The organism is Yersinia massiliensis CCUG 53443, assembly GCF_000312485.1.
Classification (GTDB): domain Bacteria; phylum Pseudomonadota; class Gammaproteobacteria; order Enterobacterales; family Enterobacteriaceae; genus Yersinia; species Yersinia massiliensis.
In genome coordinates this window covers 1,194,205-1,209,912 of record NZ_HE997643.1, presented here as the reverse complement: position 1 = coordinate 1,209,912, position 15,708 = coordinate 1,194,205, and the positions used below count along the sequence as shown (strand labels likewise).

Below are 15,708 nucleotides of genomic sequence, written 5' to 3'. Positions count from 1 at the left end.
AAACTCAATACCGTGCAAATGACGGTTTTTGGATAATAAAAGCATCTAATAATGGAATGTCTGCAGGCGCCAGTGGATAGGCATAAGCATCCCGTGGTGGCAACCAAACAAAAGCCGAATGGCAATGCAGTTCCGGTTCTCCACTGAAAGATTTAATGTGCCAGGCATGGAGCCGGATAATATTCTTACCCGAATCCCATTGGTTGGTGGCGATATAACCGGCGACAGTTGCGGCAATATTGAGTTCTTCGCTAAGTTCTCGAATCAATGCTTGAGGCTGGCTTTCGCCAGCCTCAATTTTTCCGCCAGGAAATTCCCATAAACCATCTTGATCACTGGAGGCGTTTCGCTGAGCAAGCAAAATTTTATCGTTGCGTTCGATAATTGCGGCGACAACTTCGATCATTTGAATTTATCCATATTGCTCAGTGACAATAAAACAGTACTGCCAGTATTTAGTCCACGCTATTAATTAGAACTGAAATTCAGACCAAACAGGGGCATGATCTGATGGTTTTTCCATTCCACGGATCCCATAATCAATCCCTGTGGCAATACAACGAGCGGCTAATGGGGGGCTTGCCAACAGTAAGTCAATGCGTAGGCCTCTATTCTCGTCAAAGCCTCGTGAGCGATAATCAAACCACGAAAATTGATCGTTACAATCCGGATTCGCAGCTCGGAAAGTATCGACTAAACCCCAATTTTGTAATTGTGCCAGCCACTCACGCTCTTCAGGTAAGAATGAACACTTTCCAGTACGTAACCAGCGCTTACGACTATCTTCTCCAATACCAATATCTAAGTCCGTCGGGCTAATATTAATATCACCCATAACCAATACTTGGGCGTCGGTTGAAAATTGTTGCTCGAGATACTGTTGTAAGTCTGCGTAAAAACGCGCTTTTGCTGGGAATTTTGTTGGGTGGTCGCGACTTTCGCCTTGCGGGAAATAACCATTGATGACGGTTAAAGGACCTTGCGGCGTTGAAATATCGGCCATGATAATGCGACGCTGCGCATCTTCCTCATCTGTTGGGAAGCCTCGACGAACCGCTAAAGGTTTTTCTTTCGTTAACAGTGCAACACCGTAATGGCCTTTCTGCCCATGATAAAATACGTGATAACCGTATTGGCTGACATCCTCCAGAGGAAACATGTCGTCATGCACTTTTGTTTCCTGAAGGCCGATAACATCAGGCTGATGTTGCTCAATTATTGCGGCGAGCTGGTGTGGTCTTGCTCGCAATCCATTGATATTAAAAGAGACAAACTTCATGGTCAACACCGTTGATTCGTAAAGAAATAGTTTTGAATACTAGCAGATACAGAATCAAAATGTAATCCACAAACAAGATACAGCGAGTGATCGAAAATGATATTTACTGTTTTAGCCATGGAGTTCTTATTACGTAATATGAATTATAAAAATAATTTTAAGTAGTCAATATACTGACTCAGAGGTGATATTTTTATTTAAAACTAAAAACAACTCTATTTCTATAGGTCTGTTTATTTTTAATTGTATTAATGTAATTTGAATGTAATTAGAAAGGAAGTGAATGGCATAATGGGTGGCGATATTAAGCTGTTTATTTAAATGATGACTTATATATCTATTTGTTAATTAATTTTGTACGATTTCATAAATTGATATGAATTGTTATCTATCTTTTATGATGATGATAATTAATGCTTTATAGTGTGATGTATGTATCTTTCCAAGGCGTCTTTTAAAATTGTACATTCAGTCGTACCAATTGATTTTATAACATGACAAACAAAATATAATGATTATAAATCATGGAACTACGCTCATTTGTCTGTTAGAAATAGAGGTAATACTAAGGTGTCAATATATAAAGAATCACCAATATATATCGCTGTGAAGTATGTTCGCATGGTTAGTTTCTATGCAGTAAACATTTATATTGTAGTTATTAAATATAAAACTCATATATAAAATTCATTCAATGCCTAATTATGTTTATGACTAATAGCAAGAATGTAGCAATGCATATTTATTTCTGTGGATTTTTACTCAAAGGACTAGTGAATTATGTTTCTATCTAGAAAGCTAGAAGCCTTTATGGCGGTGGTTGAAAATGGCTCGTTGAGTAAGGCTGCCAGGGTGATGAATAGAACAACACCGCCTGTGGCAAAATCAATCAAAGACTTTGAATATATTATCGGGAAAAAGTTATTTAAGCGGGAGAAGTTTGGTATGAGTTTAACTAGGGATGGCGAGGTTTTATATAATGATCTAAAAGATCTGTATCAGCAGGAGAAAGAGATAACCAAAAAACATCTTACTGGCCATGTATCCAATATTATTAATATTTATTACGACTGGGGTAAAAGTGAAAGTTTGACAAAGATATATTTAATGGCAGAAAAAAACAACATTCAAGCCAATATAATTAAATTCTATTATGAAAGCATAGATGATATAGGCGATTATGATGGAAATTCATTGATTTTATCATCGGAAATTATATCTAGCGATAGGTTTGTATTGCTGAATGAGGTTCCCGATAGTGGGTTTGGCATTTATGGCAGGAAAGGGATTTCGAATGAAAGCCAAGATGTATTAAATATTCTACACAATAATATTTGGCTGTGTAATCCTATCGTCTATAGAAGCCAATTCGTTAAAAATCTTGAAGAATCCGTTAAAAAACAACATGGTAAAGTTAGCGTTAGGTTGGTGGATAATTTAGCATGTTGTTTGAGCTTTATCTATTCTGGACGATATATCTGTATTACCGATTCCATAATGGATAATTTTACTGGTAAGTCTGAACTGGAATTTATAAATTTTTCGAGTTTAAATCATGGGAGTAAGCTATATTTTTATAAGTCACGTTCGCATTCTAGTGTATTGAATAGACTAATTGATTACATCCAAACGTTGGACTAAACTTATCTGGTTTTCTATGGTGCGACGTTGTTTAGTATAAAGCTATTTAGCGGTAGCTATATTTTTCTGAGTATTACCTTAATTTAACCGTCAAGCGTAAAAGTATATGGATAAATAAATCCATACTGAGGTGCTACGCTCGGCTCGAACCTTGTCGAAGGTTCTTACCTTCCCCAGAACGAAGCTATTTTTGAGTTAAATGTTTGCTGATTGCATGAGGAATTTGTAGAGATGGTGGTGGGGGAAGGATTCGAACCTTCGAAGTCGATGACGGCAGATTTACAGTCTGCTCCCTTTGGCCGCTCGGGAACCCCACCACTGATTTTGTGGTTTTTACTAAAAATGGCCTAACCTAATGCTGAAACACTAATATGTAATAAATGGTGGTGGGGAAAGGATAATTCGTCACTCCGTTCCTCACCCTTCGGGCCAACGCGATGCGTTGTTGTCTCGTTGCACTCGGCTCGAACCTTGTCGAAGGTTTTCACCTTCCCCTCAAGTGCTTATATCAAATCCCGATATTCAGTCAGCTGCGTACTCGAGGTTAAATATGGTGGTGGGGGAAGGATTCGAACCTTCGAAGTCGATGACGGCAGATTTACAGTCTGCTCCCTTTGGCCGCTCGGGAACCCCACCACTGGCCTAACACACTTAACAATGCTCTCTTGGTAAGCGGGGCGCATCATATCAAATGAAGCGCCCCTGTAAAGACTTGAAATGAAAAAAATAATTCATTAGATGTTTTTTTGTCCTTGTAGATGGATATCTGGACAAAAAAATCTTATTTGCCACTACTTACAAAATCACAGTGCGGTTACCGTACACAAAAACGCGTTGCGCTAAAACACGATACAAAGCGCGACTAAGCACATTTTTTTCAACATCTCGGCCCGCTCGCATCATATCTTCAGCAGTATACGAGTGATCAACATGAATCACGTCCTGCATGATGATTGGACCTTCATCTAAACTATCATTGACATAGTGCGCAGTGGCGCCAATGATCTTTACGCCCCGCTCATAGGCTTGATGGTAAGGTCGTGCGCCAATAAATGCAGGCAAGAATGAGTGATGGATATTAATAATCTGATACGGGAAACGTTGCACAAAGGCTGGCGTGAGCACACGCATATATTTAGCGAGAACCACGTAGTCTGGCTGATATTGTTCAATTTTTTCAATTAAGCGTTGATCATGTTGATCGCGAGTTAAGCCTTCATGACTGATTAAGTGGAAGGGGATATCAAAACGTTCAACTAAGTTCTGCAGAGCATCGTGGTTTCCAATTACTGCTGCAATTTCAACATCCAAGCCGCCATAGGCACTTTTCATCAATAGGTCGCCGAGACAATGCGCTTCCTTTGTCACCATGATGACAATCCGACGCCGCCCTGCAGTATGCAACTCACGGTTAGTGCCTTCTGGTAACGCATCATCCAAATCTGCCAGCAGCGTGGTATCGTTAAAAATACCTTCTAATTCTGTCCGCATGAAAAAACGGCCCGTCAAATGATCAACGAATTCGTTATTCTGAACAATATTCAGTTGGTGCTTGTAACAAATATTGGTGATTTTAGCGATTAAGCCTTTGGCATCAGGGCAAATAGTGCGTAACACTTTCTTTTGTACGTTCTGGTGTGGCATAAGGTGCTAAATCCTGTCTTAACATTACTTGATGTTGTGTAAGTTTAGTTTTTGAAATTGCGGAAGTCATAAAGCAAAATTATTAATTCTGTCCGCAGCATTTCTTATATTTTGTCCCTGAACCGCAAGGGCATGTATCGTTTCTTCCCACGGAAGGCCGCACGCCGTCGACATAATACCAGTTTTTTTCAATTCGAAGAAAGCGAGAACGTTCATGCATCACGCTGCGTTGAGTTTTATTGTCATCGGTAAAATGGGCAATAAACTCGACAAAGCCTTCATCTTGATGACTACCAGTGGTTTCGGTAATGACGATCAATCGGTGCCATAACGTATTGGCAAAGCTTTGCTCAATTCCCGCACGCCATGCTTGCGCATTACAATCCGGATGCCATGTTTTAATCAGATAATCCACATTCTTTTTGGCATAGGCACTATAACGTGAACGCATAAGAATCGCAGGGGAAGCCGCGACCTGCGTAGCTAAATGATAGGGCTCACAGCATTTTGTGTATTCAATGGTGCTACCGCATGGACACTGTTCTGACAAAATTTCTCCGAAACTATTAATCATGTCGCCTCTTGGTTGAACAGCAAATACGTTCAAACGTCGATTGACAAAAAACTATGTAGATTTGGGGGGTATCTTACCTAATCGTGCGATGGGGTTCAAAGTTGATCATTTTTGTTGTCTTGCGATGCCAATAAGTTTTGTGACTCGCATCACAAAAATACTTGACCGTTGTTTCATTATGGCGTAACTTAATAACCGTGATGTATATCACATAAAAATAATGATATTTACTGGAGCTACCCATGAAATTGATCAATAAAGTCATCGCAATGTTTGAAAAAATGAGTGTTTCATTTGGCACTATCAACGGGTAATTATTTTATTAATCACCTGTAAGTCATCATAATGTTCTGTCGCTATTTTCATTTATCGCAGATGGTACTATAGCGACTTAGAACGAACTATGAAATTCGATAGAAATGAGCAATTCAATTTATCGGATTTCATATTATTTTCTACAATGCATATTTTTAGGATTAGTCTCAATTGTTATTCTGATTAAGTAGATTTTTAAGCACTACTTATATTAAATCCTCGAATAATAAATTCAAACAACTTATGTTAAAATAACGTCTGTTCTTCATTTCACCATTCTATCAACTCACCTCTCCCAAAGACTTCATCATATAAATACTTGAGGCGTCATGCTGGTAGTCCCCAAATGCAGATGTAACCTCGAATCCCAAACGCCGGTACGATCGTATTGCATCAGGTTGGTAAGCTCCTGTTTCTAAAAATATTTAACTGATGTCCAGTACATTGGATCTATTGATAATCGAGGTTATTAGTATTGTTGCTATTCCATAACCTCGATGTTCAGGAGAAACAAAAACGCGCTTAATCTCGGGGAATAGAGTATTAGGCAAAAAAAGAATCGCGCAGCCAACGGCCTTTCCCTCTAATTTAGCAATGTAAGCAAATGTTCTTACTAAACGCATACTCTCAATCGATACAGCATGATTACTTTCAACCGGATAGAGTACATCTTGGTACGCATCTAATTGAGCAATGAGTGCAATAACTTCAGGATTAAACAGATCGGTTTGGCATATTTCAACATTCACGGTATGTCCAACTGTTTTTAAGCTATATGTTAGTAATGAAGTGTAAACTATTTGTTTCAATCTTCCAGAGCGATAAATATTCACTATAGTTCTATAACAAATACGATCACTTAGATTGAGAAATATACACTTTTCATCTGAGTGACAACTAGGTCACTGCTTACTAATTTGTAGGCTCTGTCGTTTTGTTAGCGAGGTTCCTAATACCCGATTGTTTAAGCTAATAAATAAAGTGCCAAACTGATTAAAATGGACGAAATAAAATGAGAAAAATCAAGGTTGGACTGGCACTAGGGGCTGGCGCTGCAAAAGGTTGGGCGCACATAGGCGTGATCAACGCGCTTAATGATATGGGCGTCAAGATTGATATTGTCGCGGGTTGTTCTGTGGGGGCGCTAGTCGGTGCCGCTTATGCTACAGACCACTTGGACGATATTGAACGTTGGGTCCGTTCATTTAAATATTGGGATGTCATTCGGTTGATGGATTTTTCCTGGCGCCGCGGAGGATTACTTCGCGGAGAACGAGTGTTCAATGCTGTAAACGAAATCATCAATACCCAAGCCATCGCTGAGTGTAAGTTGCCATTTGGTTCGGTTGTTACAAATTTAACAACGGGTCGCGAATTATGGCTTACAGAAGGGGACATCAAGCAAGCCATTAGAGCATCTTGCAGCATGCCGGGGTTATTTGCTCCGGTGCAGTTTGGTGGTTATTGGTTAGTCGATGGCGCGGTCGTTAATCCTGTTCCTATTTCTTTAGCTAGGGCTTTGGGCGCAGACATCGTGATTGCCGTCGATTTACAACATGATGCACATCTTGTTCAACAAGACTTATTCACTTCGCAATCTTCCGCTGAAAATAAGCCTTTGGATATACCAGTAAACTGGCAGCAACGCCTGAAAACACACATCGCCAATTTCTCGATCAACACGCCTAAGACCATTCCTAGCGCCATGGAAATCATGTCTACATCTATTCAGGTTTTGGAAAACAGGCTAAAACGCAATCGTATGGCAGGGGACCCTCCTGATGTGCTGATCCAACCTTATTGCCCGCAGATTTCAATGCTAGATTTCCATCGCGCAGATGAGGCGATTTCAGCGGGTAAAACGGCCGCGGAGAACAAGTTTGAGCAGCTACGCCATTTAGTCCGGTAGTGCAGGCATCGATATGTAGCAGCATACACATACTAGAAAAGCGAAGTAGGCGTGACAATTTCTGACAAGCGCAAATAGCTATTTTGAGCCACTATTACACATAAGATTAGCAAGAGAAGCAGTACATGGAAAAACCACTAGCAGGTAAAACTATTCTAGTTGTCGAAGATGAAACGGTTTTCCGTTCTGTCATCGCAGGATTCCTCTGTTCACTGGGGGCGACCGTTTATCAGGCGGAAAATGGGCTAAAGGCATTAGAGCAACTTAAAGTCCAGTCTCCGGATCTGATACTTTGCGATCTTGCTATGCCTAAAATGGGGGGGATCGAGTTTGTTGAACGACTACTCATTCAAGGGATAAAGATCCCAGTATTGGTAATATCCGCCACCGATAAAATGACTGATATCGCAACAGTTTTACGTCTTGGCGTAAAAGACGTCCTTTTGAAGCCAATCGTCGATTTGAATCGACTACGTGAGGCTGTTTTGGCCTGTCTTTATCCCGTGCTATTCACCTCTCATGCTATTGAAGAGACAGAACTTATCCAGGACTGGGAAGCTCTGCGCAAAAATCCTTATGATGCAGCGCAGTTACTAAAACAATTACAGCCACCCGCTCAACAGACTATCGCCAATTGCCGTATAAATTATCGTCAACTGACAATGGTTGAACAGCCAGGGCTTGTACTCGATATCGCTGCTCTTTCAGATAAAGATTTGGCATTTTATTGTCTTGATGTGACCCGAGCTGGAGATAACGGTGTTTTGGCTGCTTTGCTACTGCGGGTGTTGTTTAACGGAATACTACAGGAACATTTGTCGCATCAACAGCAACGCCTACCGCAAATGTCATCCTTGCTCAAACAGGTTAATCAACTGCTGAGACGTACCCATCTGGATGGGCAATTTCCATTACTTGTTGGCTACTACCATGTGGAATACAAAAATTTAATTTTGGTATCAGCTGGTCTGCATGCAAACGTGAGTGCGGGGAAAAATCAGGTTCAACTCAGTAATGGCGTACCACTAGGGACGCTAAAAACGGCACACTTAAACCAAATAAGTCAGCGCTGTGACGCATGGCAGTGTCAAGTATGGGGGGGCGGGAGCCGTTTAAGGTTGATGCTTTCAGCAGATGAGTAGTTCAAATGCTATATTTGTTACGCGATAACTAATTCCTACATTTAATTTATTCCGTCCATGCGTTGAATTTCCTCTCTGAATATAAATGGTTGTATAACGAAATTCCGAAAATAGCCTAATTTGTATCAATCAATGTGTACGGTCGAGATGCGTTAAATATCGATTGATATACTTCCTTCCTTACTTATGTCTGAAAATTTCCACCCAGATTTTATTATTCTCTACCAATAAGGTTATGTCGCCTCAGGTTAACTTAAGGTTAGTTCCTGATAATGGCTGCATGTATGCCCTTATTGAATTGCAATGGAAGGATTGAACGAATGAAAGTGACGGTTTTTGGTATTGGCTATGTAGGACTTGTTCAGGCTGCAGTGCTTGCGGAAGTTGGTCACGATGTCCTTTGCATTGATGTTGATGAAAACAAGGTTGCTGACTTGCAAAAAGGCCGTATTGCTATATTTGAGCCTGGTCTTGCACCTTTGGTAAAAGAAAATTATGAGGAAGGGAGACTTCGATTTTCAACCGATGCGCAGGCGGGTGTTGCACATGGTTGCATTCAATTTATTGCTGTTGGTACACCTCCTGATGAGGATGGTGCCGCTGATCTTAAATATGTGCTGGAAGTTGCTGACACCATAGCGAAATATATGGATGCACCTAAAGTGATCATTGATAAGTCTACGGTCCCTGTAGGGACGGCGGATAGAGTGCAACAAAAGATAAAAACTGTTCTGCAGCAGCGAGGTTTAGATATAGCATTTAATGTGGTTTCAAACCCAGAATTTCTAAAAGAGGGTGCTGCAGTTGCTGATTGCAAACGGCCTGAACGTATTGTTATTGGCATTGATACTCATGACAACGGTGTAATTGACTTAATTAGTGAGCTATACGAGCCTTTTAACCGAAATCATGATCGCATGCTTATCATGGATATTCGCAGTGCAGAACTGACCAAATATGCAGCGAACGCGATGTTGGCGACAAAAATTAGTTTTATGAATGAGATCGCTAATATTGCGGAAAGACTCGGAGCTGATGTTGAAAAAGTACGACAAGGTATTGGTTCTGATTCGCGCATTGGTTATCACTTCATTTATTCAGGTTGCGGCTATGGTGGTTCCTGTTTTCCGAAAGACATCCAGGCATTAATTAGATCGGCCGAAAGCTGCGATTATCAGCCGCAACTCTTGCAGGCAGTCGAGAAAATCAATAACGAACAGAAGTATAAGTTAACAGAATTTATTCAACACCATTTTCATTCACAGATTACAGGCAAAACATTCGCACTTTGGGGACTAGCATTCAAACCCAATACAGACGATATGCGAGAGGCGCCTAGTCGAATTTTAATGGAAGCATTATGGCGCGGTGGTGCGATTATTCAGGCTTATGATCCCGAAGCAATGGATGAAGCTCAGCGTATTTATGGCGCGAGGGATGACCTAAAATTAATGGGGACAAAGGAGTCGGCACTACAAGGGGCTGATGCATTGATAATTTGCACTGAATGGCAAAATTTTAGAGCACCTGACTTTGATGTTATCAAATCTAGATTAAAACAACCGGTTATATTTGATGGACGTAATTTGTACGATCCTGAGCGTTTAAATACTCGAGGCTTCACTTATTACGGCATTGGACGCGGTGATTCGATTAATCAAGTGAAGTAATTGTTAGAGGGTGATGTGTTGGGTACAAGATAAAATGTATTTTTTGTACTCAACGCTGACATACGCGACTTACTCGCGACAAACAATATTGCTTTATATCGTAAGATGACGGGGGGTCTTCTTACCATGATCACACTGATTATTGTGATACTTAGAATTAACAGAGTATTCTTATAGCGTTATAAACGGAATGATAACATAGAGTTATTTATCAGTATCAATAGGTTTGTGGCACCAGTGACTTATCGAATGTATGTAAATTCATCTTTGACATCACGAGTGTTAAACAATGCGAGGTGATATATACATGAACGATAAAAAAAACCCTCCGTATTATCAGAGGGTTTTTTTATCGCAATAGTCGATAAACGAATACTATTACAGCAGGAAATCATCCAGTGATTTACCTTCTTCTTCAATGGCTTTCTTAATCACAGCTGGAGTACGGCCTTGGCCTGTCCAGGTTTTCGTTTCGCCATTTTCATCTACATACTTATATTTAGCAGGGCGTGCAGCACGCTTAGCTTTAGTAGTAGCTTTAGTTGCACTCATAGTTTGCAGCAGTTCATTTGGGTCAATGCCGTCAGCAATAAGCATTTCACGGTATTGGCTCAATTTACGTTCGCGTTCTTCAATCTCAGCTTGTACTTGAGAATCTTCTTCGCGGCGTTCATTAACGACCACTTCAAGTTTCTCCAGCATTTCTTCTAAAGTTTCAAGAGTGCATTCGCGTGCTTGAGCACGTAGAGTACGGATGTTGTTAAGAATCTTTAACGCTTCGCTCATTGTCCTGGTCTCAAATTATAATTGGTGGGGGGGCGTCTGGATAATAATAGAGTGCTATTTTAATTTCTGCAATAGCCAATTTGATTCGCATCCTAGAATTTACGTATTTTATTCACGAAAAGTTGCTGCTTGCTACTAATAAGCGATGGCGTTTTGTTATTTGCCGTGTTTTTTTAAGGCAAAAGTTCATTCTGTTCGATAATGACCCTACACGAGAACATGATTTTCTCACTAAGTTATAAGTTTGCTTTATATCAATAAAGCAAGAATGCCCTGTATCTATGCAGGTATGTACAATAATGGTTCGCGCAGAAAAACGGGATATTGATATAGGGTGCAACAAAAGATTCAGTAAGAAAAAAGCAAGCCGTGTTGGATTTGTCAGATTCTGAGAATATTTGTTATCACTATTTTACGAATTAATGAGGGGAGCACATTACTTGTATCATTAATGAACCAATCGTGCGGTCTGCATATCCAGCTTAACGGATTCTTACCTTCACTAATCTGGTTAATGCTCACTCAGCATACTTTTTCTACATCAATATTGTGAAATTGCTCATGTAATCTACCTAATAATAGCGATTAGCTTCAAATGAAAGTGTTACCGATTTCATTAACGTTATCATTACTTAATAAAGAAAACAGTAATATAGCGTAAGATAGCCAACACCGCATAAAGTCAGAATTTATGATAAACTGCATGCATGTTGTCATTCTGACTATTTATTAAACCACTGGAGCGACGAGCCCATGGCTCAACTTTATTTTTATTACTCTGCAATGAATGCAGGAAAGTCTACGGCGCTGTTACAGTCTTCTTATAACTACCAAGAACGAGGTATGCGTACCTTAGTATTTACGGCTGAGATAGATAGCCGCTTCGGTGTTGGGACCGTCAGTTCACGTATAGGACTATCCTCGCAGGCTTTGCTCTATAATCACAGTACATCTTTATTCTCTATTATCGCTACTGAGCACCAGGAAAAACCTGTTCACTGTATTTTACTTGATGAATGCCAATTCCTGACCAAAGAACAAGTCCAAGAATTGTGCCAAGTGGTGGATGATTTACACATTCCTGTTCTGTGTTATGGACTACGTACTGATTTTCTCGGTGAGCTATTTCCTGGCAGCAAGTATTTGCTATCGTGGGCCGACAAATTGGTTGAGTTAAAAACTATTTGTCACTGCGGTCGCAAAGCAAACATGGTGCTGCGGTTGGATGAACAGGGCAGAGCAGTGCATGACGGTGAGCAAATTGTTATTGGTGGCAATGAAAGTTATGTCTCAGTTTGCCGGCGGCATTATAAAGAAGCCATTAAAGCAGCTTGCCTCTAGCATTATCGCTAAGCGCTAAATCATTGCTATAAGATGCCTCACAGGATTCATCTTTGAAATTGTGGGGTAACTTAGCTTCTATCGTATTCGTGTCATATCAGGCAATACAACGCCAACCAAGATATGGCGCTGGGTGATAACGCTCCATCCTAGTTTTATTCTTCGATTGTCATAGTCACTCTCGTTTTTTTGCATATCACTCAATCTTTAAATCTTTCTCTTGTTCAATAGCTACGCCTAAATATAAGGCCTGTCAGGCTCGCTTAGACGCGCGTTATCGTCACGATATAAACCACGTTGAGTTACCTATAAGGCCGAGTGAAATTAGCTCTGTGAGCCTTGCTTCGTGGGCTTATAGCGAAGACTAAAGGAGTAGGAGGAAGAGTTCAGCTTGAGACTATCACAAACATTTTTTAAAAAGAAACCCCCACAAGGCAATAGCCTGTGGGGGTGATATCTTCGCGACTCACCCCATCCGGAAATAGGGTTCGTTCATTAAGATAATTATTTCTTGGCTTTTTTCTCAGCTTTAGCTGCAGGTGCTGCTACAACTGCAACTTCTTCACGGTCAAGTTCTTCGCTGAACTCACGGCCGTAATAAGTATCCATCAAGATCTGTTTCAGCTCAGAGATCAGTGGGTAACGTGGGTTAGCACCGGTACACTGGTCATCAAACGCATCTTCAGACAGTTTGTCTACTTTGGCTAAGAAATCGGCTTCCTGAACGCCCGCTTCACGAATTGAAACAGGAATACCTAATTCAGCTTTGATTTCATCTAACCACGTCAACAGCTTCTGAATTTTTTGTGCGGTACGGTCGCCCTGTGCACTCAGACCCAGATGATCTGCAATTTCAGCATAACGACGACGCGCTTGTGGGCGGTCATACTGGCTGAAAGCAGTCTGCTTAGTTGGGTTATCATTCGCGTTATAGCGGATAACGTTAGAAATCAACATGGCGTTTGCCAAGCCATGCGGAATGTGGAACTCAGAACCCAGTTTGTGGGCCATTGAGTGACAGACACCCAAGAAGGCGTTAGCAAATGCGATACCTGCAATGGTCGCGGCATTGTGAACACGTTCACGGGCAACTGGGTTTTTAGCCCCTTCGTTGTAACTGGCAGGCAAGAATTCTTTCAACAGTTTCAGTGCTTGCAGCGCCTGACCGTCAGAGTATTCGTTCGCCAACACAGAAACATAAGCTTCCAGTGCATGGGTTACCGCATCAAGGCCACCAAAGGCACACAGTGACTTAGGCATATTCATAACTAGATTGGCATCAACAATTGCCATATCTGGAGTCAATGCGTAGTCAGCCAATGGATATTTCTGACCTGTTGCATCGTCTGTCACTACCGCAAACGGTGTCACTTCTGAACCCGTACCTGATGTGGTGGTGACCGCGATCATTTTCGCTTTCACGCCCATTTTCGGGAACTTGTAAATACGTTTACGGATATCCATAAAGCGCAGTGCCAGTTCTTCAAAGTGGGTTTCTGGATGCTCGTACATGACCCACATGATTTTTGCAGCATCCATCGGTGAACCACCACCCAGCGCGATAATCACGTCTGGTTTGAAGGAGTTCATCTGCTCTGCACCTTTACGCACGATGCTCAGGGTAGGGTCTGCTTCTACTTCAAAGAAGACTTCAGTTTCGATACCGTGAGATTTCAATACGCCAGTGATTTGGTCAGCATATCCGTTGTTAAACAGATAGCGGTCAGTCACGATGAAGGCACGTTTTGCACCGTCAGTTGCCACTTCTTCCAGTGCAATAGGCAGGGACCCACGGCGGAAGTAAATAGATTTCGGGAGTTTATGCCACAACATGTTTTCTGCTCGCTTAGCCACAGTTTTCTTGTTGATCAAGTGTTTCGGACCGACGTTTTCAGAGATGGAGTTACCACCCCAAGAACCGCAACCCAGCGTCAGAGATGGCGCTACTTTGAAGTTATACAGGTCACCGATACCACCATGAGAGGCAGGGGTGTTGATCAGAATTCGGGCGGTTTTCATTTTGTCGCCGAAATACTTAACGCGAGCAGGTTGGTTATCTTGATCTGTATACAGGCAAGATGTATGGCCGATACCGCCCATTTCTACCAGTTTCTCTGCTTTTTCAACAGCGTCTTCGAAGCTCTTCGCACGATACATTGCCAAAGTAGGTGACAGTTTTTCGTGAGCGAAAGGTTCGGATTCATCAACAACTTTAACTTCACCGATAAGAATTTTGGTGTTGGCTGGTACTTTAATACCTGCCATTTCAGCAATTTTAGGGGCCGGTTGACCAACGATAGCCGCATTCAGGCCACCATTTTTCAGAATAATATCTTGAACAGCTTTCAGTTCTTTACCTTGTAACAGGTAACCACCGTGAGACGCGAAACGCTCACGAACGGCATCATAAACCGAATCAACAACGATGATGGACTGCTCTGAAGCACAAATCACACCGTTATCAAAGGTTTTAGACATCAGAATAGAAGCAACAACACGTTTAATATCCGCTGTTTCGTCAACAACAACTGGGGTGTTACCCGCACCCACACCGATAGCCGGTTTACCAGAGCTATACGCTGCTTTGACCATGCCTGGGCCACCTGTGGCCAGAATCAGGTTAATGTCTGGGTGGTGCATAAGTTGATTAGATAACTCAACCGTTGGTGCATCAATCCAACCAATAATATCTGCTGGCGCACCTGCGGCGATAGCGGCTTGAAGCACGATATCTGCGGCTTTATTGGTTGCGTCTTTAGCACGTGGATGTGGAGAGAACACGATACCGTTACGGGTTTTCAGGCTAATTAACGCCTTGAAGATAGCGGTAGAAGTTGGGTTAGTTGTTGGTACGATACCGCAGATCAAACCGATAGGTTCAGCGATAGTGATAGTACCGAAGGTTTTATCTTCTTCTAAAATGCCACAAGTTTTTTCATCTTTGTAAGCATTGTAGATATATTCAGAAGCAAAGTGGTTCTTGATCACTTTATCTTCCACAATACCCATGCCTGACTCCTCAACCGCCAATTTGGCTAAAGGAATACGGGCATCTGCTGCAGCCAAAGCTGCGGCACGGAAGATTTTATCAACCTGCTCTTGAGTGAAGTTGGCATACTCGCGCTGGGCTTTCTTGACGCGTGCTACTAGCTCGTTAAGTTCAGCGACATTCGTTACAGCCATAATGCTCTCCTGATAATGTTAAACTCTTTTAGTAAATGAGCTGTTGAAGCAACTAGTATAGTCAGGCTCTAGCAAGCTGTATGAGCAAATAGACACAGTTTTATTATCTTACTTTCTCATTCTTACCGCTGATTTACTGAAAGAGCTTTTATTCACGAGTAATAAAGGTGAGGGGATAAACGACTTTTTTCAACCTTTAGCCCTAATTAACTTGTGATGTTCTT

General features: G+C 41.4%; 12 protein-coding genes, 2 tRNA genes and 1 other RNA gene. 5 read left to right on the top strand and 10 right to left on the bottom strand.

All coding sequences use genetic code 11. The features are described 5' to 3' along the window. Positions 1–4: 4 nt before the first annotated feature. A complete protein-coding gene (locus BN68_RS05395; RefSeq protein ID WP_019210138.1) occupies positions 5–406 on the bottom strand; it encodes a pyrimidine (deoxy)nucleoside triphosphate diphosphatase in 402 nt (133 codons plus the stop codon). A 66-nt stretch (positions 407–472) separates the two neighbouring features. Continuing rightward, positions 473–1,279, bottom strand: coding sequence for an exodeoxyribonuclease III (gene xthA, locus BN68_RS05390; protein WP_019210137.1), 807 nt, complete (start codon positions 1,277–1,279; stop codon positions 473–475). Between the two features lie 780 nt (positions 1,280–2,059). On the opposite strand from xthA, the gene BN68_RS05385 reads away from it, so the two are divergent. Further along, a complete protein-coding gene (locus BN68_RS05385) occupies positions 2,060–2,920 on the top strand; it encodes a LysR family transcriptional regulator (RefSeq protein WP_019210136.1) in 861 nt (286 codons plus the stop codon). Between the two features lie 232 nt (positions 2,921–3,152). On the opposite strand, the gene BN68_RS05380 is transcribed toward BN68_RS05385, so the two are convergent. The 6 genes from BN68_RS05380 to BN68_RS05360 all read right to left on the bottom strand — a co-directional run bounded on the left by BN68_RS05380 (position 3,153) and on the right by BN68_RS05360 (position 6,202). Next, a tRNA-Tyr gene (locus tag BN68_RS05380) sits at positions 3,153–3,237 on the bottom strand. A gap of 64 nt (positions 3,238–3,301) precedes the next feature. Next, positions 3,302–3,428: non-coding RNA, RtT sRNA (locus BN68_RS23185), on the bottom strand. 43 nt (positions 3,429–3,471) lie between these two features. Continuing rightward, a tRNA-Tyr gene (locus tag BN68_RS05375) sits at positions 3,472–3,556 on the bottom strand. A gap of 159 nt (positions 3,557–3,715) precedes the next feature. Further along, on the bottom strand, positions 3,716–4,564 hold the full coding sequence (gene purU, locus BN68_RS05370) for a formyltetrahydrofolate deformylase (protein WP_019210135.1): 849 nt from the start codon (positions 4,562–4,564) through the stop codon (positions 3,716–3,718). An 82-nt stretch (positions 4,565–4,646) separates the two neighbouring features. Then, positions 4,647–5,114 (bottom strand): YchJ family protein, encoded by a 468-nt coding sequence (locus BN68_RS05365; protein WP_042806531.1) that lies wholly within the window; start codon positions 5,112–5,114, stop codon positions 4,647–4,649. Positions 5,115–5,878: 764 nt separating this feature from the next. Next, a complete protein-coding gene (locus tag BN68_RS05360) occupies positions 5,879–6,202 on the bottom strand; it encodes a GNAT family N-acetyltransferase (protein ID WP_019210133.1) in 324 nt (107 codons plus the stop codon). 263 nt (positions 6,203–6,465) lie between these two features. Here BN68_RS05360 and rssA point away from each other — a divergent pair, with 263 nt between their 5' ends. From rssA to BN68_RS05345, 3 genes are all read left to right on the top strand, one after another. Next, entirely contained in the window at positions 6,466–7,362 is an 897-nt protein-coding gene (rssA, locus tag BN68_RS05355) for a patatin-like phospholipase RssA (protein WP_019210132.1), read from the top strand. Between the two features lie 125 nt (positions 7,363–7,487). Continuing rightward, positions 7,488–8,504, top strand: coding sequence for a two-component system response regulator RssB (rssB, locus tag BN68_RS05350; protein WP_019210131.1), 1,017 nt, complete (start codon positions 7,488–7,490; stop codon positions 8,502–8,504). A 320-nt stretch (positions 8,505–8,824) separates the two neighbouring features. Continuing rightward, positions 8,825–10,174 carry a UDP-glucose dehydrogenase family protein gene (locus BN68_RS05345; protein ID WP_019210130.1) on the top strand — a complete coding sequence of 450 codons (1,350 nt, stop codon included), beginning with the start codon at positions 8,825–8,827 and terminating at the stop codon, positions 10,172–10,174. A 378-nt stretch (positions 10,175–10,552) separates the two neighbouring features. Here the strand turns inward: BN68_RS05345 and hns are convergent, their stop codons facing one another. Further along, a complete protein-coding gene (gene hns, locus BN68_RS05340; protein ID WP_019210129.1) occupies positions 10,553–10,960 on the bottom strand; it encodes a histone-like nucleoid-structuring protein H-NS in 408 nt (135 codons plus the stop codon). A gap of 753 nt (positions 10,961–11,713) precedes the next feature. Here hns and BN68_RS05330 point away from each other — a divergent pair. Continuing rightward, the gene (locus BN68_RS05330) at positions 11,714–12,301 is read left to right on the top strand and encodes a thymidine kinase (RefSeq protein ID WP_019210128.1); all 588 of its coding nucleotides are present in this window, start codon (positions 11,714–11,716) and stop codon (positions 12,299–12,301) included. A gap of 504 nt (positions 12,302–12,805) precedes the next feature. Here the strand turns inward: BN68_RS05330 and adhE are convergent. After that, a complete protein-coding gene (gene adhE, locus BN68_RS05325) occupies positions 12,806–15,484 on the bottom strand; it encodes a bifunctional acetaldehyde-CoA/alcohol dehydrogenase (protein ID WP_019210127.1) in 2,679 nt (892 codons plus the stop codon). Positions 15,485–15,708 lie beyond the last annotated feature (224 nt).